Origin of the sequence: Nostoc sp. (assembly GCF_036919895.1) — a bacterium.
Taxonomy (GTDB): Bacteria; Cyanobacteriota; Cyanobacteriia; order Cyanobacteriales; family Nostocaceae; genus Nostoc.
In genome coordinates this window covers 1-22,954 of record NZ_JBALBW010000100.1, presented here as the reverse complement: position 1 = coordinate 22,954, position 22,954 = coordinate 1, and the positions used below count along the sequence as shown (strand labels likewise).

The following is a 22,954-nucleotide window of genomic DNA, read 5'->3' as shown; positions in this document are numbered from 1 at the left end:
CTAAATTCATGGCAGACAAAGGCGATCAATCAGCTTATTTGATTAAATTTATTTCCACAGCGCCTGTGGCAGCTACCATTTGGCTAACTATCACAGCCGGTATCTTGATTGAATTCAACCGCTTTTTCCCAGACTTACTTTTCCACCCACTGCCATAAGTGGAAAAAGGGATCTAGCACAGTTGAATATCTTGTGTTTTTCCTAAAATTATGTAGTTGATATATTCAGCTTAGTTAAGCAGAATTATCACCAAAATAGGCAGCACAAAGAGTTTTTTGAAACTCGCGATCCTGTTTACAGATCGCGAGTTTCACACTTTTAAAACTAGCTAAATTAATTTTTCTAAACTTCTTAGCCAAAAGATATCTTTAGCTACAATTATTATTAATATGAAAATGCCACCATTTTAAATTTAGAGGCAAACATAAAATATGGCACAAGCTGTAGATGCATCAAAGAATCTCCCCAGCGATCCCAGAAATCGGGAAGTTGTTTTCCCTGCATTCCGCGATCCTCAACTGGGCAACCTAGAAACCCCGGTTAATTCTTTTCCCTTGGTCAAGTGGTTCATTAATAACTTACCTGCCTATCGCCCAGGTCTGTCTCCTGCCAGACGTGGTTTAGAAGTTGGACAGGCTCATGGTTACTTGCTATTTGGCCCCTTCGCCAAATTGGGCCCACTGCGGGATACAGCTAACGCTAACTTGGCTGGGTTACTGGGAGCTATCGGCTTGGTGGTTTTGCTCACCGCTTGTCTATCCTTGTATTCCAATAGCAATCCCGACAAAGCACTTTCTAGCGTTACCGTACCCAATCCCCCGGTTGATGCTTTTAACTCTAAAGAAAGCTGGAACAACTTTGCTAGTTCTTTCTTAATTGGTGGTATTGGTGGTGCAGTAGTTGCTTACTTTTTGACTAGTAACCTCGGACTAATTCAAGGTTTATTTGGTTAATTGAGAAATTAAGAGTTAGGAGTTAGAAGTAAGGAGTTAAAGTTCATAACTTCTAACTCTTAAATCCTAACTCCTAACTACCTCTTAACTTATTTAAACAAAACCGTTTCAATGTTATTTAAAGCAGTTTCAAAATCGTCGTTAACAATTTGAATATCAAATTCATCTGCGGCTTGAATTTCTTCTTGGGCGCGGAGTAGACGACGAGCGATCGCTTCTTCAGAGTCTTGGGCACGAGAGCGTATTCGTTTCTCCAATTCATCAAAAGAAGGCGGTAAAATAAAAATGCTGAGGGCGCTGGGGAAGGAAGCACGGATTTGTCTTGCGCCTTCTAGTTCAATTTCTAGCACTACCAACTTACCAGATTGAATTTGGTTAAGTACAGCTTCGCGGGGAGTGCCGTAATAGTTACCAGCAAATTCTGCCCATTCTAAAAATTCACCTTCAGCCACTAATTGTTCAAACTTAGTACGGCTGATAAAGTAATAATTTTTGCCATCGATTTCTCCTGGGCGGGGAGAACGAGTCGTTGCGGATACGGAAAAATAAAGTTCTGGATGACGTTGTAGGAGCGATCGCATTAAAGTACCTTTACCAACCCCACTAGGGCCAGTTAAAACAATCAACTTGCCTAAATATAAGCATTCTTCGGTAGTAAAATTACTCTGGATGGGTAAAACTGGCATTATCCCCTCAACCTGTGAATCATCAATACATATTATTCATTAGTCTTGTGTTCCCGGCCAAGTCCACTAGTAACTAAAGAGTTTGTAGCAAGGGCGACAGAAAACTTATCTAATTCACATAGTACTGCCGATCCGGTGCAAAGAGGAGTAGGAATAATCCACTACTAATTATCTACAGTTTGGTGATCGCGGGAAATTACAAAGCGATTCGCTACCGTTTCTGGCTGAATCGCCGACAGAATTACGTGGCTGGAATCGGTGATAATTACGGCCCTAGTCCGACGACCGTAAGTTGCATCAATCAGTTGACCTCTGTCCCGTGCATCAGTAATAATCCGCTTAATTGGGGCAGACTCTGGACTGACAATGGCAACTACTCGGTTAGCAGACACAATGTTACCAAAGCCGATGTTGATTAATTGGATCTCCATAAAAAAACTCACGCCAAAGGCGGTTTGAGAAGTTTGAAATAAACTTATTTCTATGTTATCGCCAAAGAACGGGAGTTACAACGCTTAAATTCAAGCCAGCATTCGTTTTTAAATAGTGTCTGCTTTTTTTAGCTGTTTATCAGCTAAATTTCGGGAAAATGTTCCCAAAGACATAGACGCAATTTCACTGATACCACCTAGTTGGATGATGTAAATTTATAGCAGTTCTTAGTTGGGTGCAATATATAGCGCTTTTCGTTTGTATACAATAGACTCTGCTCTCTCCTAAAAGATTACAGTGTACAGACAAGTATTGCCGCAGCCATATATTTTAAATCTTGCACTGTGTCTTCCATCCCGCCTTGGAATGAATTCCGAGTCTCATAGCTGAAGTCTACGCTTAGGAATGCGGATTAAATAAAGTGCAATTTTTGACAAACGGACATGTCAGCAGATTTAAGCCAATTCTTGATGAACTGTTACCCAAGCTTAATGCTTATCTAAAATCCAGATGGAATAGGGATTAGGAACTTAATTCTTTTCCCCATTCCCCATTCCTCATTACTGATATCCCTTCCAAGGGGTAACTTCCAGCGTGCTGTTAGGCTTAAATATCACTTGGAAGTGGGCGAGAGGTTCTTTATCATTAGGAGGTGCTACATTAGAGCCGTAGACATCGTTGAACATCTTCGGAAGGGGTGTTTCTCGGAAATAGTCAAAGGCGACTTGGTTAAGTGGTTCATAATCGGCAATTACACCATCTTTATTCACTGCCACCCGATATTTCAAATCTCGTGTAAAGGTGTGAGTACCACTCCAAGTTTGGCGAACTGTATTATAAAGCTTTTGGTTTAAACTTTTGACTATATTAGAGTCAGTAATTTTTGCACCCACTACCTCTGGTGTTCTAGCATATCCCCGCCAAGGACTCACTTCTAGCACACCTCTTGTAGTAAATACTACTCGGAATTGGGCGATCGGTTCCTTGGAAATGGGAGGGCGGGTAGCTGGATTATAAAGTACATTAGGCAGAGGAGTTTGACTCACTCCCAGATTCGCCTCTTTATTTACCGCTTTATAACCAACGATCGCACCATCCGCAGCTACACCCAGACGATAAATCAATTCATCCTTCAATCCTGAGCGATTAGTCCAAGCTGGATGAATTTGGTTGTACACTTGACGATTCAATGCTCGCAGTTGGGATGGATCGGTAATTTCTGGAACTGTATTTAAAAGTGCTTCTAAATCTTTAACTGCCGGCTTTGCATTAGCCGTGGACGTTGCTGTGGGTGTTGCAACCGCGATCGGCGTTGCAGCCGCTGATGCTGGAGGAGTGATATTGTTTGTTGTAGAGCTACTTTGCTTATCTGGTTGAGGTTGTGGTGGACGTATTTGGGGAGGTGGAATCAAGTTAAAGGCGATCGCTGCTACTGCTAAACTTGACATACCCACAGCAGCAGGAACAGCTTGTCTAATCAAAGCTTGACTAGCACCGCCATAGCGTCTGGTAACTGGTTGTAGTTCTAGAGAAAGTTCAGGTAAAGTTTGGGTATCAGCAAAAAACTGATCCACTGCTTCCACTAAATCAAACAACTGTACTGTATTCAAATCTATTTCAATAGGTGGACGTTTGGAATTATTAGAGTGAGACTCGAACCCCTCTGGAGCGCCTTCGGAATGGATAATTAGCCTGTGTCGATTGCCGTCAACTTTCCGAAACTCTACTAGCTCCGATTCCTGGTTGTGGGCTTGGGGATTGGGTACACTACTTAAAAATTCTTGGGCATAGCCACTAACAGCCCTCACTAAACTTTCAAAAAATTCTCGCCCTCCCGTTAGAGGCTGATTATAACCAGATAAATAGCATTCTGCATTTACCAATATTGATAATTCCGGGCGCATTTCCTGGAAGTGTGCAGCCCTAGTGACATCACTTAACCCTTCTAAAAGTAGTGTACAATTAGGCAGGCTGTACTTACGTTGAATATTCATTCCACTTCACCGTCAAAAAGACTAATCCAAAACCTCTGCATTCCAGCTGTACCAGTACAAAATAGTAATTGTCCTAACAAATTTATCGCCAGCTCATCTAATTTTTCATCAGAGGTTAATGCTAGTACACCTGAGCGCCGAGCATTCATCCGGCTCTTAAAATGCGCTCTAAACCGCTCTAAGTAATTAGATAGGCGCAAGTTCTGTTCTAATGGAATCTGCTTTTCTTCCATTTGTTGACATATCATTAATAACTGGCGGATGACAACAGTTAAACGCCGTGCTATGTAGCAAGCAATGACTACTAGAGCTTTTGCTTCCATGATAGTTAAGGGACGGCGCATGTGCGCTCTCCGTAGCGGGTTAGAGCTACGCATCCGCCATAAATTTACTCTGTCTTTAACAATTCCTTTTAGATCCAACTCTTGAGCAAAACTCAAGATTGCTTCCGAACCACCAAGCTCTAAAGCTTCAATTGCCAATAAAATCAGGTCAATTTGCAACCGCGTTCTCCGAGGACACGTCTTGGAAGCGATCGCAGGATCTGGTAAAGTGTCCAGAATCGTCGGCAGTGAATCTTGAGTTGGACTGTTGAACGGCGTTAAACTTGCTGAGACATTCATTCTATAAAATACCTTGTGCGCTTCCAACAGACTAGATAAAACAAATTTAATATCGATAGCCAAGACTTGAACGTTAGACTTGTAGCAGTAGCATGACTACCTGATATATACATTACTTAACTCTTTCTACTCACAGTTTTCCCTATATTGAAATCAAACTTTTAAAAACATAAATAAATTCACCTCATTTCTTAGTGCAATACCTTTTCTAGCTTGGTTTAGATTCTAATGATCGTCAATAAAGGGTGAAGCTTCAGCCCCGACCCCAGCGTATGACATTATAGTGTACGATTTTTCAGGTATCTGAAAATTAGGGATTAGGGACTGGGGACTGGGGACTGGGGACTGGGATAGCTAGGAATTTAAATTCATAACTCCTCACTCTCCACTCCTAACTTTTTCTAATCCCCATTCCCCTTTCCCCATCGCGCTTCTTATGGATTTAAAGTCTCTCGTTCGTGACATCCCAGATTTTCCCAAACCCGGAATTTTATTTCGGGATATTACTACATTACTGCGCGATCCAGACGGATTACGCTATACTATTGACTTTTTAACACAAAAATGCACTGAAGCTGAAATAAAGCCAGATTATGTAATTGGTATAGAGTCGAGGGGATTTATTTTTGGCTCACCTCTGGCTTATAAATTAGGAGTGGGTTTTATTCCCGTCCGCAAAAGAGGTAAGTTACCAGCAGCAGTTTACTCAATTGAATACGAACTAGAGTATGGTACAGACTGCCTGGAAGTGCATCAAGATGCTTTACAGCAAGGTAGCCGAGTTTTGATTGTAGACGATTTGATTGCCACTGGTGGAACTGCGAGTGCAACAGCAAAGTTAGTACAGAAGATTGGCTGCGAATTAGTAGGATTTGGGTTTATTATCGAGCTACGGGATTTAGAAGGGCGTAAATATTTGCCGGACGTGCCGATTATCTCTTTAATCGAATATTAGTTATTTGTCATTGGTCATTAGTCATTGGTCATTAGCAAAGGACAAATAACAAATAACAAAGGACAAAGGACAAAGGACAAATGACATCTACGAGAATTTCCTTGGAGACAGGTCGGGATTGGCTAATTAGGCTAGTCACGGACGAAACTTTTATTTATGTGGCAAAGCGGGTATTGCAGGCACTACTGACTTTGTTTTTGGCATCAGCGTTGTCGTTTTTCATTATTCAACTTGCTCCAGGGGATTATGTAGATACGCTGCGGCAAAACCCGAAAATATCTCCAGAAAGAATTGAAGAAATTAAGCGGCAGTTTGGTCTGGATAAATCATGGCCAGAGCAATTTGGGCTATGGCTATGGCGAATCTTGACAAAAGGTGATTTTGGTACGAGCTTTATTTATCAACGTTCAGTGGCATCGCTTTTGTGGGAAAGAGTACCAGCGACTTTGTTATTAGCGATCGCATCTTTAATTGCAACATGGGCGATCGCCATCCCTCTAGGGATTTTTGCTGCTGTTAACCAAAATAAGCTATCAGACCGGCTTTTACAGGTGATTAGCTACGCTGGGCAAGGTTTTCCCAGTTTCATCACTGCCTTAGCACTACTGGTTTTAGCCCAAATCACCTCGCCCTTATTCCCAGTGGGTAGTATGACTAGCATTAATCACTCAGAACTAACATGGTTTGGGAGAATCTTAGATATCGCCTGGCACATGATTTTACCTACGATTGCCCTCTCAATTACTAGTTTTGCTGGTTTACAACGTATCACTCGCGGCGAATTATTGGATGTTCTGCGTCAAGATTATATCCAAACGGCTCGTGCCAAAGGATTACCAGAAAATCGTGTGATCTACGTTCATGCTCTCCGCAATGCGATAAATCCCTTAATTACCTTGTTGGGTTTTGAATTAGCTGGTTTATTAAATGGTGCTTTCATTGCCGAATTTTTCTTTAACTGGCCTGGTTTAGGAAGGTTGACTTTACAGGCTTTACAAGCTCAAGATTTATATTTGTTAATGGCAAGCTTGGTAATGGGTGCAGTCTTGCTGATTGCTGGTAATTTAATTGCCGATTTGATGTTAAAAGCTGCCGATCCACGCATTCGCTTAGAAAATCTTAATTAGTCGTTTGTCATTTGTCATTTGTTATTTGTCATTAGTTTAACCTCATCTCCATGTTGTCTGAAGTCTATTACTTGGTACGTTCAAAAACTGACGGGAATTATCTTATAGCTCGTCCTGACACAGAAACATCAGGTTATTTATTGCTGTTTCAGGAAAATTTTGATGCCCTTAGCTATCTCAACACCCATGCAGCAGAAGTGGCAAATCGCTTTTCTGTAGAATCTATTGCGCGTACACAGTTAGGAAACTTGCTCAAACGCTGGGGTTTTAGCGGTGTGGGTATTGTAACTGACCCGTTATTGCCCAAAGTTGAGTTTTTGCAGCACAGTTAAAAATTAGCAAGAGTAAGGAATTACGGCAATTCTGCAAACTTATGTTAGGTAAATAAGGATGCGTAGACGTAGCCTATCGTAGACATCGCTCTGTAATGAAAATCAGTTTTGCCATCTTGAAAAAGAGTAACCTACTTAACTAACAAAACCAATTTTCTAGTTGAAGTTCTTGAAAATCGATAAAGTCTGAAATATTATTTGTTACCAAAATCAGACCATTGACTTTTGCGATCGCTGCAATCTGTCCATCTAGATACGCAGGAGTTTTTCCTATAGTTACCAGTCGCGCTCTTTCTAAAGCAAACCATTCGGCTCCCATATTCTCATAGGGCAGGATAGGAATATTTGGTTGGACTATATCTTTGAGATACTGCTCAATTCTCTCTCGCCTTTTAGAAGCGGGCAGACGATAGCAACCAAATAGCAATTCATGCCAAGTAACGGAAGCAATAGCAAATCCCCCTTGATACTGTTGCAACCTTTGGATAACTGCTGCATTCGGTTGTGGTCTTAATGGCTCAGAGATGACGTTAGTATCGAGTAAAAAGCGACTCACAATATTATCTCTCGTCCAGGAGACTTGTCGCGTACATCTTTCCAAACCTCATCAGGATCAATTTCGATTCCTTCTTCCATAATCTCTTGACGAAATTGCTCCACAGATTCCCAAAAAGCTGGCTTTCCATGCAACAGACGCTGATATTCAGCCGCAGATAGAATCACAGCTACTTGCTGCCCCTGTTGCGTAATTTGTATCGATTCGCCTTGTTCAATTTCCTGAAAAATTTTATCCAGATTCTTAGGAACTTGCTCTATTGAATACTGCTGAGACATTGCATTTTCACCTGTGTCTATCACTATCTTTTTATTAAGAATTGTGAATAATTAGAAATTACAGTAATTCTGCAAACTCATGTTAGGTAAATAAGGATGCGATCGCACAATTAAAATCAGGTAATATGGGTGAGTTCAACTCATCGCCATTGAACAAGGTAGCAACTAACTTTAAACTCGCTTGTTCCCGTCGATAAACTTCCATCTGTTGGTTGCGCCAATCCACAATCCAATATTCCCTCACACCTCTTGCTGAGTAAAGCTTTAGTTTAAATTCCCTGTCCCGCTTTTCGTTTTCAATACCAGCAGACAGTACCTCTATTACCAGTTCTGGCGCACCAGTTAAATGCCCCGCCTCGTCTAAAAGCAAGGGCAACCTCTCATTGCTAGCCCAGACAACATCAGGAATTACATTATCATTATCCCCAAAAATTATGCCTGGAGCAGTCACAACTTCTCCCAAACCAGTAGTCTGTGACCAGATATCCAAGGAAGTAGTAATTCTGACACAAGTTTTTTGATGATTCCAGTGAGGCGCTCTGGTCACAAACAATTCTCCGTCAATAATTTCATAGCGGTTCCCGTTATCTGGAAACAACTCTAAATCGGCGGTAGTCCAGCGCACTCTCTCAGATATCGGCTGGTTCATAAACCATCTTTATTAGGGGATTTACCTATTTTATCTTGAGTGGGCATGGGGCATGGGGCATGGGGCATGGGGCATTGGTTATTAATTCTTTTCCCCCTGCTCCCTGATCTTCCTCATCTCCCTCATCTCCCCATTCCCCCAATTCCTACACCACTACTTTTTCTAAACTCAACTTAGAACGCTTCACTGGTTCAGGAATCGCTACGGGATAATCTCCAGTAAAGCAGGCAGAGCAGAAACTATTGGTGTCTTCTCGTGTTGCTTCTAACATTCCTTCCCAACTCAGATAAGCGAGACTGTCTACTTCCAGTTGCTTGGCAATTTCCGCTACTGTCTTGGTAGCAGCAATCAACTGATCCTGAGAATCGGTATCGATACCATAGAAGCAAGGATGAGTTACTGGCGGGGAAGAGATTCGCATGTGTACTTCCACTGCACCCGCTTCACGTAAGGTTTTAACTAGTTTACGGCTGGTAGTACCGCGAACAATGGAGTCATCAACAATAATTACTCGTTTACCCGCCAGCACATCTTTAAGTGGGTTAAGTTTCATGCGGATACCTGACTCGCGCATGGTTTGGGTTGGCTGAATAAAGGTTCGTCCAACATAACGATTTTTAATCAGTCCTTCAGCGTAGGCTACACCAGAAGCTTGGGAAAATCCGATCGCAGCAGGAATACCAGAATCAGGAACACCAAAGACTATATCGGCATCGACACAAGATTCTTTAGCTAGTTGATGTCCTAACCGCATCCGATAGCTGTACAAACTCTCGTTGTGCATAATGCTATCAGGACGGGCAAAGTAAATCATCTCAAAGATACACAATTTCCGCTCAGACTGCTGACTCCAGCGATAGGAAGCCAAACCTTCTTCAGTAATCCAAACTAATTCACCTGGTTCTACATCTCGCAGGTATTCGGCTCCAATGATGTCTAAACCACAAGTCTCGGATGCCAAAACGTAACGAACTGGATTACCCGCTAAAGTCCCAATTACCAGGGGACGAATACCATTGGTGTCACGGACACCCATAACCCCGTCAGGAGTGCCAATAACTAAACTAAAGGCTCCTTGGCAACGATGAAATGCCTGAATTGAACCTTCTAGCCAATCTGCGCCAGCGTTGATTGCTTCTGCGATCGCAAAAGCAATCATTTCTGAGTCTGTTGTGGTAACTAAGTTGTATTTTTTCTCAAGCAACTCTTGACGTAGTTGCACTGTATTGACTAAATTACCATTGTGTGCAAGCGCTAATGAACCTAAGCGAGTTTCCAGAACTGCGGGTTGGGCATTAACTTTGCGGCTAGAACCTGTGGTGGAATAACGAGTGTGACCAACAGCAAGGCTACCAGGTAATTGATCCAAAACAGATTCATTGAAGACTTGAGACACCAAGCCCATATCTTTGTGAAGATGGACTTTTGTACCTTCAAAAGTGGCAATCCCAGCTGATTCTTGACCCCGATGCTGGAGGGCGTACAATCCAAAGTAGGTCAGTTTAGCAACGTTTTCTCCTGGTGCGTAGATGCCAAAAACACCACAAGCTTCTTCGGGCTTGTCAGGCTGATTGTCATGACTATTAATTGGGTTGTTGGTGGGGTCGGGGTATTCATCCGAAGTGACAGAATGAATAGGGGTCATGCTAGCTTTGCTCCTGGTGGGGGGGTCAAGTCACTGGGATTATATCTATAGATAGATTATTGATTTCTTAATAAATCTTTAACCATCTATTAAAACAGTACCGTAATTATGCCCAGAGACGCTAATAGTTCTGAATGATTAGTGCTAATTTCTGAGTGAAGAAATACTCAAGACTAAGAAACAGCAGTGTTGGTAGCGATCCGTCTGGCGATCGCATGGAAATAGCGATCGTTCATATCTTCGATATTAACTTTGATTAAGACCTGATTATCAGTGGTGAAAACCCCCAAACCCGTCTCAAAATTGCCAACTGTACCTAGTAGTTGCCACTGTTGACCGAGATGTTCCTGTAAGTATGATTCCCAAATTGCTTGCTGTACCGATGTTACAGAAACTAAAATTCTGGCACCACCTTCGGCAAACAGCACCTCATCGACACGGTTCTGCGTTGGTGCTATTTCTAAATTGATTTGGGCACCAAGGTTGCCAGCAATGCAACATTCGGCAAGTGCGATCGCAACTCCCCCCTCGGCAGAATCATGGGCTGAACGTATCCAACCATTACGAATTCCTTCCCGACAAACTTTTTGGACGCGACGTTCCAAGTCAAAATCTACCCGTGGCGGTTTTCCAGCAACAGTCTCGTGGATAGCGGCTAAATACTCAGATGCTCCCAAACTGATTTTGGATGCCAGAGGCAATCCGAGAAGATAAATCACATCGCCTGATGCTTGCCAACCTTGTCCACAAATTTTGGTGATATCGGGAATCAAACCCACCATCCCTACTACAGGAGTCGGATAAATAGGTTGTGGAATGCCTTGAGAATCGAGAGTTTCATTGTATAAAGAGACATTTCCGCCTGTGACTGGTGTTGCCAATTCCCGACAACCTTCTGCCAAACCACGACAAGCTTCTGCCAATTGCCAATAACCAATCGGTTTTTCTGGAGAACCAAAATTTAAGTTATCCGTCACCGCCAGAGGTTCTGCACCCACACAGCTAAGATTACGTGCAGCTTCTGCCACCACTGCCTTAGCTCCTTCGTAGGGGTCAAGATAAACATAACGAGGATTGCAATCTACCGTTGCCGCCACCCCTGATTTTAGATTTGGGATTTTAGATTTTAGATTGGGGATTTCTTCAAGGGGGCGCAACCGGATAACAGCCGCATCTGCACCACCTGGTAGTATGACTGTATTATTCTGTACTTGATGGTCATACTGACGATATACCCAGTTTTTAGATGCGATCGTGGGTGTATCGAGCAAAGTTAACAGAATATCATTCCAACTCTGCACGCTTCCTTGAAGTTCTATTCCAGAAATTGTGCAAGAAGGCAAGGAATCAGGAGTCCATTCCCAAGCTTGACGGGCATATTCTGGCGGTTCTGCCAACAACTCCCGATTATATAGTGGGGTATTCTCTGCCAAAGCCTCGGCGGGAATTTCTGCTGCTATTCCACCCTGAAAAAGAATTCGCACAATGGGTTCAGCGATGACAGTACCAGCGACAACGGCTTGAAGTCCCCAACGGTGGAAAATATCGATTAATTCTTGCTCGCGCCCCTTGTGGGCAACGAACAGCATTCGTTCTTGAGATTCCGAAAGGAGATATTCATAAGGAACCATCCCTGTTTCTCTTGCAGGAATCTTGTCTAAATCTAGTTCAATTCCCACACCGCCTTTTGCCGCCATTTCTGAGGTAGAACAGGTGATACCGGCTGCTCCCATATCTTGGGCGGCGACAACAGCACCCGTCTTAAACGCCTCCAGACAAGCTTCAATTAAAGATTTTTCCAAAAATGGATCGCCCACTTGCACGGCGGGGCGATTGTCTATTGAGCGATCGCTCAATTCTGCACTGGCAAAACTTGCGCCTCCCATACCGTCGCGCCCAGTGGTGGAACCAACATACAGCACGGGATTTCCTAAGCCAGATGCCCCAGATTTAACGATTTCTGACGTTTCCATTAATCCTAGTGCCATGACATTCACTAGGGGATTACCAGAATAAGCTGGATCAAAGTAAACTTCGCCGCCTACTGTTGGTACTCCAACGCAATTACCATAATGTGAAATCCCCGCCACTACACCTTGGAACAGCCTTTGAGTTTTGGCATCTTCTAGGGAACCGAAGCGTAGAGAATTTAATAGAGCAATGGGACGCGCACCCATTGTAAAAATATCTCTGAGAATGCCTCCTACTCCCGTTGCTGCACCTTGAAATGGTTCTACAGCTGATGGGTGGTTGTGCGATTCAATCTTAAAAGCTAGTTGGAGTCCATCACCCAAATCTACAACACCAGCATTTTCACCAGGCCCCACAAGGATGCGAGGCCCCTCAGTAGGAAATTGTTTGAGTAGAGGTCGAGAATTTTTGTAACAGCAATGCTCTGACCACATTACCCCAAACATTCCTAGTTCAGCTTTGTTGGGTTCACGCCCTAATCGACGGACAATTTCTGCGTATTCTTCTGGCTTCAAACCTTCAGCAGCGATTTCTTGAGGGGAAAAGGGAGTAGGATATGTGGCGGTCATGGAAATAATGCACCAATTGTACAGAGGATTATTCTACCGATTTAGTTGCCTTATTAGGTGTAGTTCTAGAAATACAGATAACTCTTTTTTGTATATTTCTTTCTGAACTACTTGAATCACCAAGTTGTAAGCTTGCTCTGGCGATAAGTTCAAACTGTAGTGGTTTAAGGTTATGAAGGTATCCATAACCGCAAATGCAGTGCGCTTGTTGCCATCAATAAACGGATGGTTCATTGCTACATGGTACAGGTACGCTGCTGCTTGCTCGTGAATTGTTGAATGGAGAAGTTCACCGCCAAAGGTGGCTTGAGGTTGTGCCAGTGCTGAATCTAGCAAACCTTCGTCTCTTACACCTGATGTTCCACCAAATCTTTGAATTTGGCGTTGGTGAATATCTAAGACTTGAGAAATAGTCAGAAATTTAGGAGTCTGCAAGGCGGCGAAAAACCTCTTCCCATTTTTTTTCAACTGCTAAGTAAGTTTCCAATACTTCTTCATCTGAGGCAATTTGATGGGAAGTAGTATTTTCTAATTTCTCTTCATTTTGTTCAATTTCGCGGAAAGATTGGGCAAAATCAGGAATATTTAATAATACTTTTTCAGTAACTTCGTTTTCTTCTATTTCTTGCAAATAAGCCAGAAACGCAACTGCTAACCGCAACTTTTCAAGAGAAAGTTGACGCAAACGGCTTTCAGCTTCTGATAAATAAGTGCTGTGCTTTTGTTCTGTTGCCATCATTACCTCAAGCTAGGTTTGTTGCAAGACGTTGTAAATCAGTTCTGGTGATAACTCTAGCTTATCGTGCTATTGTGATTTACTCAATGAAGGCAACTGCAAAAATACGTAATTTCCTAGCCAAAGCTGAAGTTGATAATTATTTGAGTAATTTCATCATTTTAATAAATAAAGACTTATTTATAAAATAAATATTAACTAAATGCAATATTTTAGTAAGCAAAACGAATTTTCCTATAATCCTCTTTATTCAAGCTTGTCACAGCCCTAATCCATTAGAATGAAGTATTATTATTTTTATAGTTGGCGGAATTTCAGTTGGTTCGGGTATAGCTGCTACTGGGATTGTTTCTATTGCAAGTACAGTAATAACAATGCTTATAGCAGGAGCTAGTATAGAAGCGATATCAGTAGCAGTAGCGAATGTTTAATACAATTACTGCAACCACCGGATCGCTTGAATTAGTAACTGTGTTGGTGAATGGCGTTAAAAGTATTTTGGGATGCTAACTAACTTTATGTTGCAAAATGCGATGCCTACGGCGGCAAGCTACGCGCTTCTACTTTCCTATATATTGACACACGATGCTTAAAGATAACTTGACTAAGTAAGTAAGTTCTATTTATAGCGTCAGATATTGCAAGTATCTACTTAAACTCAGAGATTATTCGGGTACATGCAGTTTTGTTGTAACAATCGAGTGACGAGAATCACACATATCTATGATTAGGATCGTCTCCCAGCGATCGCTAACTAGGCATAATTAATGATAACTGAACTCTAGCCGAGTCATTAATAGGGAACACACTTAATTGCCGACAGCCTTAATCAAGGACTGTCGGTTTTTTATGTCCGTATGTCCTTCACCCTTTGAGAAAGTCCCCACAAATATACTTAAATAAATTTCCCCACAACTGGTTGGTAACTTGACAGAGATTTTGCCACAGCCACTACCAAATGTGGGGAGGGTACGATCAAATTCGGTATCTTATGTGTGTTGAGCGCTAGTATTTGGCACTCACTCTACTAGACCGGAAGCATACTCTTAGAACCAGCACATACTTTGTATTAAGACATCGCTTGAATGATGTAATCAAAGTAAGGTGCTGCTTCAGCAGCATCTTCCGCACTCAGTAAGCTAAGGGAGGCTGTTTTGAGAGAATTGATCGCTTCTACCATTCCAGGCACGGGAACGCCCAATGAGTTGTACATTTCCCGCACACCAATCAAACCAATTTTTTCAATTGGCTCTTTGTCGCCGGCAAGTACACCATAAGTAATTAGACGTAAGTACCAACCAAAATCACGAATACACAGAGAGCGCTGGCGTTCTCCGTAAGCATTACCTCCAGGGGAAATAAAGTCAGGACGCTTCTGCCAAAGTTGTTTGGTTGCTTCCTGAACTATCTTTTTTTCGTTTTCGGCTAAGGTAGCCGCAATCCTCGTCCGTTGTACGCCGGTTTGCAAAAAGTCTTTGATATTTTTAAGTTCGCCACTGCTGGGATAACGCAGTTCGTCGTCGGCTTTGAGAATAACTTGGCTAATTACAGTCATGATGATTGAAATCACCTGAAATATTATCTGTTAGTTTAGCGAGTCTGAGGTACACAAGTGAAGAGAGATGATGGAGATAAGGGAGTAGAAGAAAAATTAATAACTTTTGACTCTTGACTCTTGACTTTTGACTCTTGATTAATAACTAATGAGTAAAATAATTTGGCAACAGGGCGAATTAATTGAAGTGACGATCGCTAATCTGAGTGATACAGGCGATGGTGTGGGACGCGCTGATGAACGTGTTGTGTTTGTCCCAGATACTGTACCAGGCGATCGCGCCATTATCCGCTTGGTTCATGTTAAACCAAAATACGCCCACGGGAAGCTCCAGCAGCTATTAGAGCCATCCTCCCACCGGATACGACCCAATTGTATTGTGGCGGATAAGTGCGGTGGCTGCCAGTGGCAGCATATTAATTATAACTACCAGTTAGTAGCCAAGCAAAATCAAGTTATCCAAGCTTTAGAACGCATTGGCGGTTTTGTCCAACCACCGGTAGATCCGGTACTCGCCGCCCCTTCAGCTTTAGGTTATCGTAATAAATCTACATATCCTTTGGGTACATCGGCAACAGGACAGGTACAAGCTGGTTACTACCAAAAAGGTAGTCACCAATTAATTAACTTAAATCAATGTCCAGTCCAAGATGCGCGATTAAATCCCTTACTTAGCGAAGTTAAGCAGGATATTCAACAAAGGGGTTGGCGAATCTATGACGAACAACGCCATCAGGGACAGATTCGCCATCTTGGTTTACGCATTGGCCGACACACTGGAGAAATGTTGTTGACTTTGGTGGTGAAAGACTGGAATTTATCAGGAATTGAAACCCAAGCCCAGGAATGGTTAAAGCGTTATCCGCAGTTAGTGGGAGTGTCCCTCAATCGCAATGGCGATCGCACAAATGCTATATTCGGATCAGAAACCCGTTGCATCGCTGGAGTCCCACACCTGCGTGAAAACTTTGCTGGACTGGAATTTCAAGTACGCCCAGATACATTTTTCCAAGTGTATACAGAAACAGCAGAGGCTCTATTGCAGATAATTCAATCAGAACTCAATCTTCAAGGGCATGAGTTGCTAGTTGATGCCTACTGTGGTATTGGGACTTTAACTTTACCCCTCGCCAAAAAAGTACGGATTGCTACAGGATTAGAAGTGCAACCAGCAGCAGTGGAACAAGCTATTTTGAATGCCCACCGCAACGGAATTGATAATGTGACATTCCAAGTCGGGGCAGTAGAGAAATTGCTTCCCAAAATGGGCACAATACCAGAAGTAGTAATACTCGATCCGCCACGTAAGGGGTGCGATCGCGCCGTCATCGACACTTTACGGCAATTGAAACCATCTCGGATAGTTTACGTCAGTTGTAAAGTAGCTACCCTCGCCCGCGACCTGAAATTGCTTTGTCAAGATGGGCAATATACTATCACACGGGTACAACCTGCTGATTTTTTTCCTCAAACCGCTCATGTTGAAGTTGCCGCCTTTCTTGTGCTATCACAATTTCTCAAGGATGATAATTCCTTTGCAAAAACTGAAATTTGAAATTTTTAGTCTAGTGCATACTAAAGATGCTAAAATTGAATTAAGCTGAAAATAAAAATTCCTTTTGTTTAAATAAATTCAAGTTGCATAGATTCTTAGAAATATGAATTGGATTGTGTAAATGACAAATCGGCAATTAATTAGAGTATCCCAATACTCGGTCAAATTACTAGCATCTTTTTAAGTTGCTAACATCATTATCAAAACTATTGCAGCCGTTATATATCCAAACAATCCCAACTCATACTATAGGGCTAATGCTCCCTAGCATTTTCAAAATTTAGTTTTAAAGACGCAAGTTTGAAGGCAGCATGACCACCTCAAGTTTTATCAGGGTGCCTGTAGTAGCAAACTGATGTCTAGCTAACTGAAAGCTATGGGGTTTCTCTTGTGATTACAATTTCACTCCGTCCAGTGGCACGTTATTGGGGCACTATTAGTTTTGCCTCAACCCTCTACCTTTGTCCCATATTAGATTTACTGTTGGCAGAAATTCCAGCTAAATTACAAGCAGAACTCCGGCTAGGACTTCAAGAAGCCCTAGTAAATGCGGCTAAACATGGTAATAATCTCGATCCAAGTAAAACAGTTGTAGTCCGTTTTTCCTTAATAGATAATCAATATTGGTGGATAATATCAGACCAGGGTAGCGGCTTTACACCTTCATCTACTACTAATGAAGAAGAACCAACAGACTATTTACCACCAGATGAATCAGAAAGTGGTCGTGGTTTATGTCTTCTCCATCATATTTTTGACCAAGTGGAGTGGAACCGTAAAGGCACGGAATTGAGACTTTGTAAACAAATGGAAAACCGCCGAGGACTATCTCTGCGGCGATAGGAGAGTCAGGAGTTGATAGTTTAAAACTTTTAACTCCTAACTCCGAACTTTTAACTTTTTCCGTGAGTTGGACAAGGAGGGGCAGAAATGGAGCGATCTAACCAACCAATTGCCTGTTCTAATCTAGCTTGAGCTTCTTGTGGCTGATTCTTTAAAAGATACACAATAGCTGCTGCCACTTGTTCATTAGCGCGAGAATTCCGGTTAGACTTGAGGCGATGCCAATCGTTAGGGGAAATGCTCAGTCTTTCCATGAGGGCTTGAGCTAGTTCCAGAGTACTAAGTTCATTCAGTTGACTGGTTTTCGGCAGCTGGGTAGATTGGGACATAACTATTGGCGCATTTGCATTTACTTCTACTGTACTACTTGTAAATGAAGCCGCCTAAACAATCACAGCCATCAGCAGAAAATCCCGAACCAGATTTTGAACAAGAACTAGAGGAAGTAGAGCGATCGCTCTTATCCTTAAAAGAACGTTACGATCAAGTACAACGCGATCGCCAACAACAGGCACAATGGCAACAGCAGCGCGATAAACTAAAGCACAATAAATCTCAGACACCAGCAATCAAAGCAGAGTTACGGCAAATTCAACAGCAGTTGGAAAAGCTAGAACTAAACTTAGAAAGCCAGTTATTTTCTTGGCGTAGCCTCAAAAAACCTTTCTGGCAAGTCGTCCGCTTTGGTGGAATGGGCGTTATCATAGGCTGGATATTAAAGTCTTATGCTGGATAAATATGGTAAATCGACGGATTGCAGAAATATTGCGAAGTGGTCAACCCGATGAGTCTCTCCAAGTACAAGGCTGGGTGCGGACGAAACGCGAGTCCAAAGGGTTTGCTTTTATTGAAGTCAATGACGGCTCATCACTAGCTAATTTGCAAGCCGTCATTAATCAGGATTTGCCAGATTACGAAGCTATATTGAAAAAATTGAATACAGGTGCTGCTGTTGAGGTAGCAGGGGTATTAGTGGCTTCTCTGGGTAAAGGGCAACGGATTGAGTTGAAAGCCGAGACAGTGAAAGTTTACGGCGAAGCCGATCCCGATACATATCCCCTGCAAAAGAAACGCCATTCCTTTGAGTTTCTGCGAACCATTGGACATTTGCGATCGCGTACTAATTCCTTTGGTGCAGTTTTCCGTGTCAGAAATGCTTGTTCGACAGCAATTCACCAATTCTTCCAAGAAAGAGGCTTTTTGTGGGTACACACACCCATTATCACCGCTAGCGACTGCGAAGGCGCGGGTGAACTGTTTAACGTTACCAGTTTAGATTTAAAGAATATTCCGCGCACAGAAAATCAAGCAGTAGATTACAGTCAAGACTTTTTTGCTAAACCCACATATTTAACAGTTAGCGGCCAGTTGGAAGCGGAAGTGATGGCGATGGCGTTTAGTAACGTCTACACCTTTGGCCCTACCTTCCGCGCAGAAAATTCCAATACTTCCCGCCACCTAGCAGAATTTTGGATGGTTGAGCCAGAAATGGCTTTTTGTGACTTAGAAGGCGATATGGATTTGGCTGAAGCGTTTCTCAAACACATTTTTAAATATGTATTGGAAACTTGCCCAGAAGATATGGAATTTTTCAATGAACGCATTGATAAATCTGTGTTAGCGACAGCCGAAAATATTATTAATAATCAGTTTGAACGGTTAACTTATACAGAAGCCATCAAACTTTTAGAAAAAGCTGATGTTAAATTTGAATATCCTGTGAGTTGGGGTTTAGACTTACAATCAGAACACGAACGCTACCTAGCTGAAGAATTATTTAAAAAGCCTGCGATCGTTACAGATTATCCAGCGCAAATCAAAGCATTTTATATGCGCTTGAACGACGATGAAAAAACCGTCCGCGCAATGGATATTCTCGCACCCAAAATCGGCGAAATTGTCGGCGGCTCCCAGCGCGAAGAACGCCTAGATGTTTTAGAACGCCGCGTGTTAGCGCAAGGATTAAACCCAGAAGATTTGTGGTGGTATCTAGATTTACGTCGTTATGGTACAGTCCCCCATGCTGGTTTCGGACTAGGTTTTGAAAGACTCGTGCAATTTATAACGGGTATGGGAAATATCCGCGATGTGATTCCTTTTCCGCGTACACCGCAAAGTGCTGATTTTTAGAATTTGAAACCCAGGCAATTAGAAATCGCGCTTACACAAACAAAGTCCGTCTGTACGGACTCATAAAAACTTTGGAGCCAGCAAATGCGAGTTTTGCTTGTATACCTGCGTATTTTATAAAGCGATTAGTTAAAATTAAGATTTTTAAATTTCCTCTTGTAAAGCTTGAATTTGCTCAATAGATAATTCAGTAACTTGAGCAATTTGCTCTAAACTCATTCCAATTCGTAACAAATTTAAAGTCAACTTTCTTGTTGTTTCTGCTTTACCTTTGGCTTCGCCTTTGGCTTCACCTTCTTCTAGGATTTCTTGATAAATGACTGATTCGCGCATAATCTCACTCCTGAAAATCTTCCTAATTACGTCTTTCTTTAACACTAGACCTGCTAAAATGCCACTGGCAGCAGCTATATTTCTTTGTAGCTGTTGATCGCTAATTGCTTCGACTGCTTTGGCTACCTCGGTTAATACCATTGTAGGATCGTTTGTCTGACTTAGCACGGCAAAGGGTAATAAGCCTGGAACACTCAGAAACCTGTCTGTAGGTTGTTCCCATAGGCGTATTACCTCAAACTGGTGATAAGTGTTGTTTAATTTAAAACTGTTTTCATTGACTAATTCTGAACTTGTTTTTCTCAAATAGATTACTACTTGACGCATTTCTTTGTTAGGAAAGCGGCGATAAACCCTAACCCGATAATCTAACATCCGAAAGGGGATAGCTTCATCAGGATCGGTTTGAAATTCGGTATGCAGAACTAAATTATCAGATTGCAATAAAATTAATGAATCGGCGCGAATTGGTTCAGATGATAATTCAGTAGGGCTAAGTTCTGTTAATTTAATCGGTGAACCGAGTAACCAAGTTGCCAAGTCATCTTTGAAGTTTTCGGCAATGAATTTACAGATATTGTCATACATGGCAGCCAGAAAGTAAGAGTATCGAGTATTTTTGAGAAAAATTAAATTTATTGTTGTTGGGTTTCCTTGCGTCAAGCAAATCTACTGCTATGATTTTATGTTAAAAAAGTAATACAAAAATTAGTACGGAATATGTAAATTAATGTTAATGTTACTTCTCAACATCGGGAATGAGCGATATGCAATAGAAAGCCGACAGGTTGTAGAAGTAATTCCATTTGTTTTGCTTAAAACTTTGCCTCACCAGCCTGAGTATATCGCTGGTGTTTTTAACTATCGGGGACGCATTGTACCAGTCATCGATTTACGCCGATTGATGCGTGACAAACCCTCCTCTGAGTACCTGAGTACTAGGATTGTCCTAGTCAATTATTGGGGGAATAATACCGAACTTAAGGCTCCCTATATTTTGGGTTTGATTACAGAACAAGTTGTAGAAACATTCCACAAGTCTGAAGTCGAGTTTGTTGATTCTAATATTCAGATAGATACAGCGCCATATTTGGGCAACATGATTGTAGACGACCAAGGGATGATTCAATGTCTTCGCATTGAGTATTTGTTGTCAGAAGCACAGCAAGTCAATCTCTTGCCAGAAAGTCTTTACAATACTGGATTTTAAATTGGTCTGAAGACTCAATAAATGGCACAATCTGTAATTGAAGCTTTACTAAAAAGCAAGATTGGTTTAGATGCAAACTCTATTGGTGCTGAGGCGATCGCAAGTGCAATTTATCAACGCATGGCAGATTGCGGGATAACGGATATTGCTCACTATCTGGGGAAGTTACAGGTATCTATCCAGGAATGGGAAGCACTGATTGACACTGTAATTGTTCCAGAAACTTGGTTTTTTCGAGAACCAGAGTCCTTTGCATTTCTGAAGCATTACGTATTATCTGAGTGGTTGCCAAAAAATCCACAGGGTGTATTGCGGGTTTTGAGTGTACCGTGTGCAACGGGTGAAGAACCATATTCTATTGCGATCGCTCTTTTGGAAGCAGGATTAAACCCTACAAATATTCACATCGATGCTGTTGATATTAGCAAAAAATGCCTACTAAAAGCCCAACGAGCAATCTACAATCAATACTCGTTTCGCAGTAATAGCCGATCCTTTCAAGAGAGCTATTTTCAGCCTACTGAAGCTGGATACCACCTGTGCGAACAAGTGAGATGTATGGTGAATTTTATTAATGACAACTTAGCAGATCCGGCTTTTCTCGCTGACACGCCGCTTTATGATGTAGTCTTTTGCCGTAACCTGTTGATTTACTTCGATCTGACAACAAAAGAGCGCACCATTCAAATTCTAGAAAGGTTGCTCAGGACAGAAGGCTTACTATTTGTTGGACACGCTGAAGCTTGGTTATTGTTTAAAACTCAACTTGTCTCAGTTCGTCAACATTCAGCAGTTGTTCATCGAAAGTCTAAAGCGGGCGAAAATATTCGCAAAAATCATCATCAATCTTCAGAGACAAGGCTTCATACCAGCAAAAATATAGATGTTCTCAACAGGCGACAGCTACCGAAAAAAAACCATTCCAAGTTTGCCGCACAAGAGAGGTTAAATGTTGCTTCCCAGAAACCCATATCGCCACAAGACCTCAAGGTAAATTTGTTAGAAACAGCTAGAGCTTTAGCCGATCGAGGTCGGTTGAATGAAGCGGTTAAATTATGCAACGACTATCTCAACCAAAATCAGGTGAGTACTGAAGGATATCTTTTACTAGGTCAGGTGCAGCAAGCAATGTCAGAAAATGAGCGGGCGGCACAATCTTTTCAAAAAGCAATTTATTTACAACCTACTCACGAAGAAGCGCTGACTCATCTGGCATTACTCAAAGAACATCAAGGAGATGTGGATAATGCTAATCTTCTCTGGCAACGAATTCACCGATTAACGAAGGATAAGCAGTTCTGAGGAGATCGAGTCGGAGGTAGTGCTAATGCAAGAATTTCACTGGTTTTACCGCACGCTAACCCTCCCCTTATAAAGGCTACGGTGTAGATACAAGTAGGAAAATAGCTGAACAACACAGATTTTACCCCACCCTAACCCTCCCCTTATAAAGGGGAGGGAACCGGATTTGCTGTTTTGCCTAGAGCCTCAGTCTTACGCAGATTTTAACGTTCCCTTATAAAGGGGAGGGAACTGGATTTCCTGTTTCCCCCCTTTATAAGGGAACGTTAAGGGGGGTAATTCAACTTGTGTGTACACCAATCAAAGCGGGGTTTGGGGTTTATGGTATGCTTTACAACTTTTGAAACATCCTCTGAGGGAGACAGAGAGAACAAGTAGAATTAAATCCTCGTTTATCCACCTTTGAACTCCGTTCATCCACTTCAGAACTCCGTTCATCCACCTTTGAACTCCGTTCATCCACCTTTGAACTCCGTTCATCCACCTTTGAACTCCGTTCATCCACCTTTGAACTCCGTTC

Annotated in this window: 26 protein-coding genes; 11 read left to right on the top strand and 15 right to left on the bottom strand. The window is 42.1% G+C overall.

What is annotated here, in order from left to right; translation table 11 throughout:
• Positions 1–8 precede the first annotated feature (8 nt).
• Together psaJ and V7K55_RS20485 are read left to right on the top strand one after the other, a co-directional pair.
• Positions 9–158 (top strand): photosystem I reaction center subunit IX, encoded by a 150-nt coding sequence (psaJ, locus tag V7K55_RS20490; protein ID WP_094339707.1) that lies wholly within the window; start codon positions 9–11, stop codon positions 156–158.
• Between the two features lie 273 nt (positions 159–431).
• On the top strand, positions 432–953 hold the full coding sequence (locus V7K55_RS20485) for a photosystem I reaction center protein subunit XI (RefSeq protein ID WP_334834459.1): 522 nt from the start codon (positions 432–434) through the stop codon (positions 951–953).
• Between the two features lie 89 nt (positions 954–1,042).
• On the opposite strand, the gene gmk is transcribed toward V7K55_RS20485, so the two are convergent.
• The 4 genes from gmk to V7K55_RS20465 all read right to left on the bottom strand — a co-directional run bounded on the left by gmk (position 1,043) and on the right by V7K55_RS20465 (position 4,688).
• The gene (gene gmk / locus V7K55_RS20480) at positions 1,043–1,639 is read right to left on the bottom strand and encodes a guanylate kinase (protein ID WP_334834458.1); all 597 of its coding nucleotides are present in this window, start codon (positions 1,637–1,639) and stop codon (positions 1,043–1,045) included.
• Between the two features lie 164 nt (positions 1,640–1,803).
• Positions 1,804–2,070: an extracellular matrix/biofilm regulator RemA gene (remA, locus tag V7K55_RS20475; RefSeq protein WP_012410221.1), complete on the bottom strand. Its 267-nt coding sequence runs from the start codon at positions 2,068–2,070 to the stop codon at positions 1,804–1,806.
• Between the two features lie 561 nt (positions 2,071–2,631).
• Positions 2,632–4,065 carry a DUF4335 domain-containing protein gene (locus tag V7K55_RS20470; protein ID WP_334834457.1) on the bottom strand — a complete coding sequence of 478 codons (1,434 nt, stop codon included), beginning with the start codon at positions 4,063–4,065 and terminating at the stop codon, positions 2,632–2,634.
• On the bottom strand, positions 4,062–4,688 hold the full coding sequence (locus V7K55_RS20465) for a DUF3038 domain-containing protein (RefSeq protein WP_094328218.1): 627 nt from the start codon (positions 4,686–4,688) through the stop codon (positions 4,062–4,064). The genes V7K55_RS20470 and V7K55_RS20465 overlap by 4 nt, the downstream gene beginning before the upstream one ends.
• Positions 4,689–5,124: 436 nt before the next feature.
• Between V7K55_RS20465 and V7K55_RS20460 the strand changes: the two genes are divergently transcribed.
• From V7K55_RS20460 to V7K55_RS20450, 3 genes are all read left to right on the top strand, one after another.
• On the top strand, positions 5,125–5,643 hold the full coding sequence (locus tag V7K55_RS20460; protein ID WP_334834456.1) for an adenine phosphoribosyltransferase: 519 nt from the start codon (positions 5,125–5,127) through the stop codon (positions 5,641–5,643).
• Positions 5,644–5,723: 80 nt separating this feature from the next.
• Complete coding sequence (locus V7K55_RS20455) at positions 5,724–6,770, top strand: ABC transporter permease (protein WP_334834454.1); 1,047 nt, start codon at positions 5,724–5,726, stop codon at positions 6,768–6,770.
• Between the two features lie 50 nt (positions 6,771–6,820).
• A complete protein-coding gene (locus tag V7K55_RS20450; RefSeq protein ID WP_334834453.1) occupies positions 6,821–7,102 on the top strand; it encodes a hypothetical protein in 282 nt (93 codons plus the stop codon).
• A 139-nt stretch (positions 7,103–7,241) separates the two neighbouring features.
• Here V7K55_RS20450 and V7K55_RS20445 read toward each other — a convergent pair whose 3' ends face one another.
• From V7K55_RS20445 to V7K55_RS20410, 8 genes are all read right to left on the bottom strand, one after another.
• The gene (locus V7K55_RS20445) at positions 7,242–7,658 is read right to left on the bottom strand and encodes a type II toxin-antitoxin system VapC family toxin (RefSeq protein WP_334834452.1); all 417 of its coding nucleotides are present in this window, start codon (positions 7,656–7,658) and stop codon (positions 7,242–7,244) included.
• Entirely contained in the window at positions 7,655–7,936 is a 282-nt protein-coding gene (locus V7K55_RS20440) for a type II toxin-antitoxin system Phd/YefM family antitoxin (RefSeq protein WP_334834450.1), read from the bottom strand. The genes V7K55_RS20445 and V7K55_RS20440 overlap by 4 nt, the downstream gene beginning before the upstream one ends.
• Positions 7,937–8,018: 82 nt before the next feature.
• Positions 8,019–8,585: a Uma2 family endonuclease gene (locus V7K55_RS20435; RefSeq protein WP_334834449.1), complete on the bottom strand. Its 567-nt coding sequence runs from the start codon at positions 8,583–8,585 to the stop codon at positions 8,019–8,021.
• 145 nt (positions 8,586–8,730) lie between these two features.
• Positions 8,731–10,230 carry an amidophosphoribosyltransferase gene (gene purF, locus V7K55_RS20430; RefSeq protein ID WP_334834448.1) on the bottom strand — a complete coding sequence of 500 codons (1,500 nt, stop codon included), beginning with the start codon at positions 10,228–10,230 and terminating at the stop codon, positions 8,731–8,733.
• A gap of 173 nt (positions 10,231–10,403) precedes the next feature.
• A complete protein-coding gene (purL, locus tag V7K55_RS20425) occupies positions 10,404–12,770 on the bottom strand; it encodes a phosphoribosylformylglycinamidine synthase subunit PurL (protein WP_334834447.1) in 2,367 nt (788 codons plus the stop codon).
• Between the two features lie 33 nt (positions 12,771–12,803).
• Positions 12,804–13,205, bottom strand: a complete 402-nt coding sequence (locus tag V7K55_RS20420) for a type II toxin-antitoxin system death-on-curing family toxin (RefSeq protein ID WP_334834446.1) — start codon at positions 13,203–13,205, stop codon at positions 12,804–12,806.
• On the bottom strand, positions 13,192–13,509 hold the full coding sequence (locus V7K55_RS20415; RefSeq protein ID WP_334834444.1) for a hypothetical protein: 318 nt from the start codon (positions 13,507–13,509) through the stop codon (positions 13,192–13,194). Before V7K55_RS20415 ends, V7K55_RS20420 begins: the two co-directional genes overlap by 14 nt.
• A 1,066-nt stretch (positions 13,510–14,575) precedes the next feature.
• Positions 14,576–15,061 (bottom strand): allophycocyanin subunit alpha-B, encoded by a 486-nt coding sequence (locus V7K55_RS20410; protein ID WP_094348587.1) that lies wholly within the window; start codon positions 15,059–15,061, stop codon positions 14,576–14,578.
• Positions 15,062–15,209: 148 nt separating this feature from the next.
• On the opposite strand from V7K55_RS20410, the gene rlmD reads away from it, so the two are divergent.
• Together rlmD and V7K55_RS20400 are read left to right on the top strand one after the other, a co-directional pair.
• Positions 15,210–16,616, top strand: a complete 1,407-nt coding sequence (gene rlmD, locus V7K55_RS20405; protein WP_334834443.1) for a 23S rRNA (uracil(1939)-C(5))-methyltransferase RlmD — start codon at positions 15,210–15,212, stop codon at positions 16,614–16,616.
• A gap of 390 nt (positions 16,617–17,006) precedes the next feature.
• Entirely contained in the window at positions 17,007–17,459 is a 453-nt protein-coding gene (locus V7K55_RS20400) for an ATP-binding protein (RefSeq protein WP_334834442.1), read from the top strand.
• A gap of 50 nt (positions 17,460–17,509) precedes the next feature.
• Here V7K55_RS20400 and V7K55_RS20395 read toward each other — a convergent pair whose 3' ends face one another.
• Positions 17,510–17,788, bottom strand: coding sequence for a DUF6439 family protein (locus V7K55_RS20395; protein WP_094328229.1), 279 nt, complete (start codon positions 17,786–17,788; stop codon positions 17,510–17,512).
• Between the two features lie 44 nt (positions 17,789–17,832).
• On the opposite strand from V7K55_RS20395, the gene V7K55_RS20390 reads away from it, so the two are divergent.
• Entirely contained in the window at positions 17,833–18,195 is a 363-nt protein-coding gene (locus tag V7K55_RS20390; protein WP_334834441.1) for a hypothetical protein, read from the top strand.
• Positions 18,196–18,197: 2 nt separating this feature from the next.
• Positions 18,198–19,589, top strand: a complete 1,392-nt coding sequence (gene asnS, locus V7K55_RS20385) for an asparagine--tRNA ligase (RefSeq protein ID WP_334834440.1) — start codon at positions 18,198–18,200, stop codon at positions 19,587–19,589.
• A 144-nt stretch (positions 19,590–19,733) separates the two neighbouring features.
• Here asnS and V7K55_RS20380 read toward each other — a convergent pair whose 3' ends face one another.
• A complete protein-coding gene (locus V7K55_RS20380) occupies positions 19,734–20,510 on the bottom strand; it encodes an Rpn family recombination-promoting nuclease/putative transposase (RefSeq protein ID WP_334834474.1) in 777 nt (258 codons plus the stop codon).
• 142 nt (positions 20,511–20,652) lie between these two features.
• Here V7K55_RS20380 and V7K55_RS20375 point away from each other — a divergent pair, with 142 nt between their 5' ends.
• Together V7K55_RS20375 and V7K55_RS20370 are read left to right on the top strand one after the other, a co-directional pair.
• Complete coding sequence (locus V7K55_RS20375) at positions 20,653–21,132, top strand: chemotaxis protein CheW (protein WP_334834439.1); 480 nt, start codon at positions 20,653–20,655, stop codon at positions 21,130–21,132.
• Positions 21,133–21,153: 21 nt separating this feature from the next.
• Positions 21,154–22,434 carry a CheR family methyltransferase gene (locus tag V7K55_RS20370; protein WP_334834438.1) on the top strand — a complete coding sequence of 427 codons (1,281 nt, stop codon included), beginning with the start codon at positions 21,154–21,156 and terminating at the stop codon, positions 22,432–22,434.
• A gap of 331 nt (positions 22,435–22,765) precedes the next feature.
• Here the strand turns inward: V7K55_RS20370 and V7K55_RS20365 are convergent.
• Positions 22,766–22,954, bottom strand: a 189-nt coding sequence (locus V7K55_RS20365; RefSeq protein ID WP_334834437.1) for a hypothetical protein, incomplete at its 5' end; no start/stop codon positions are given.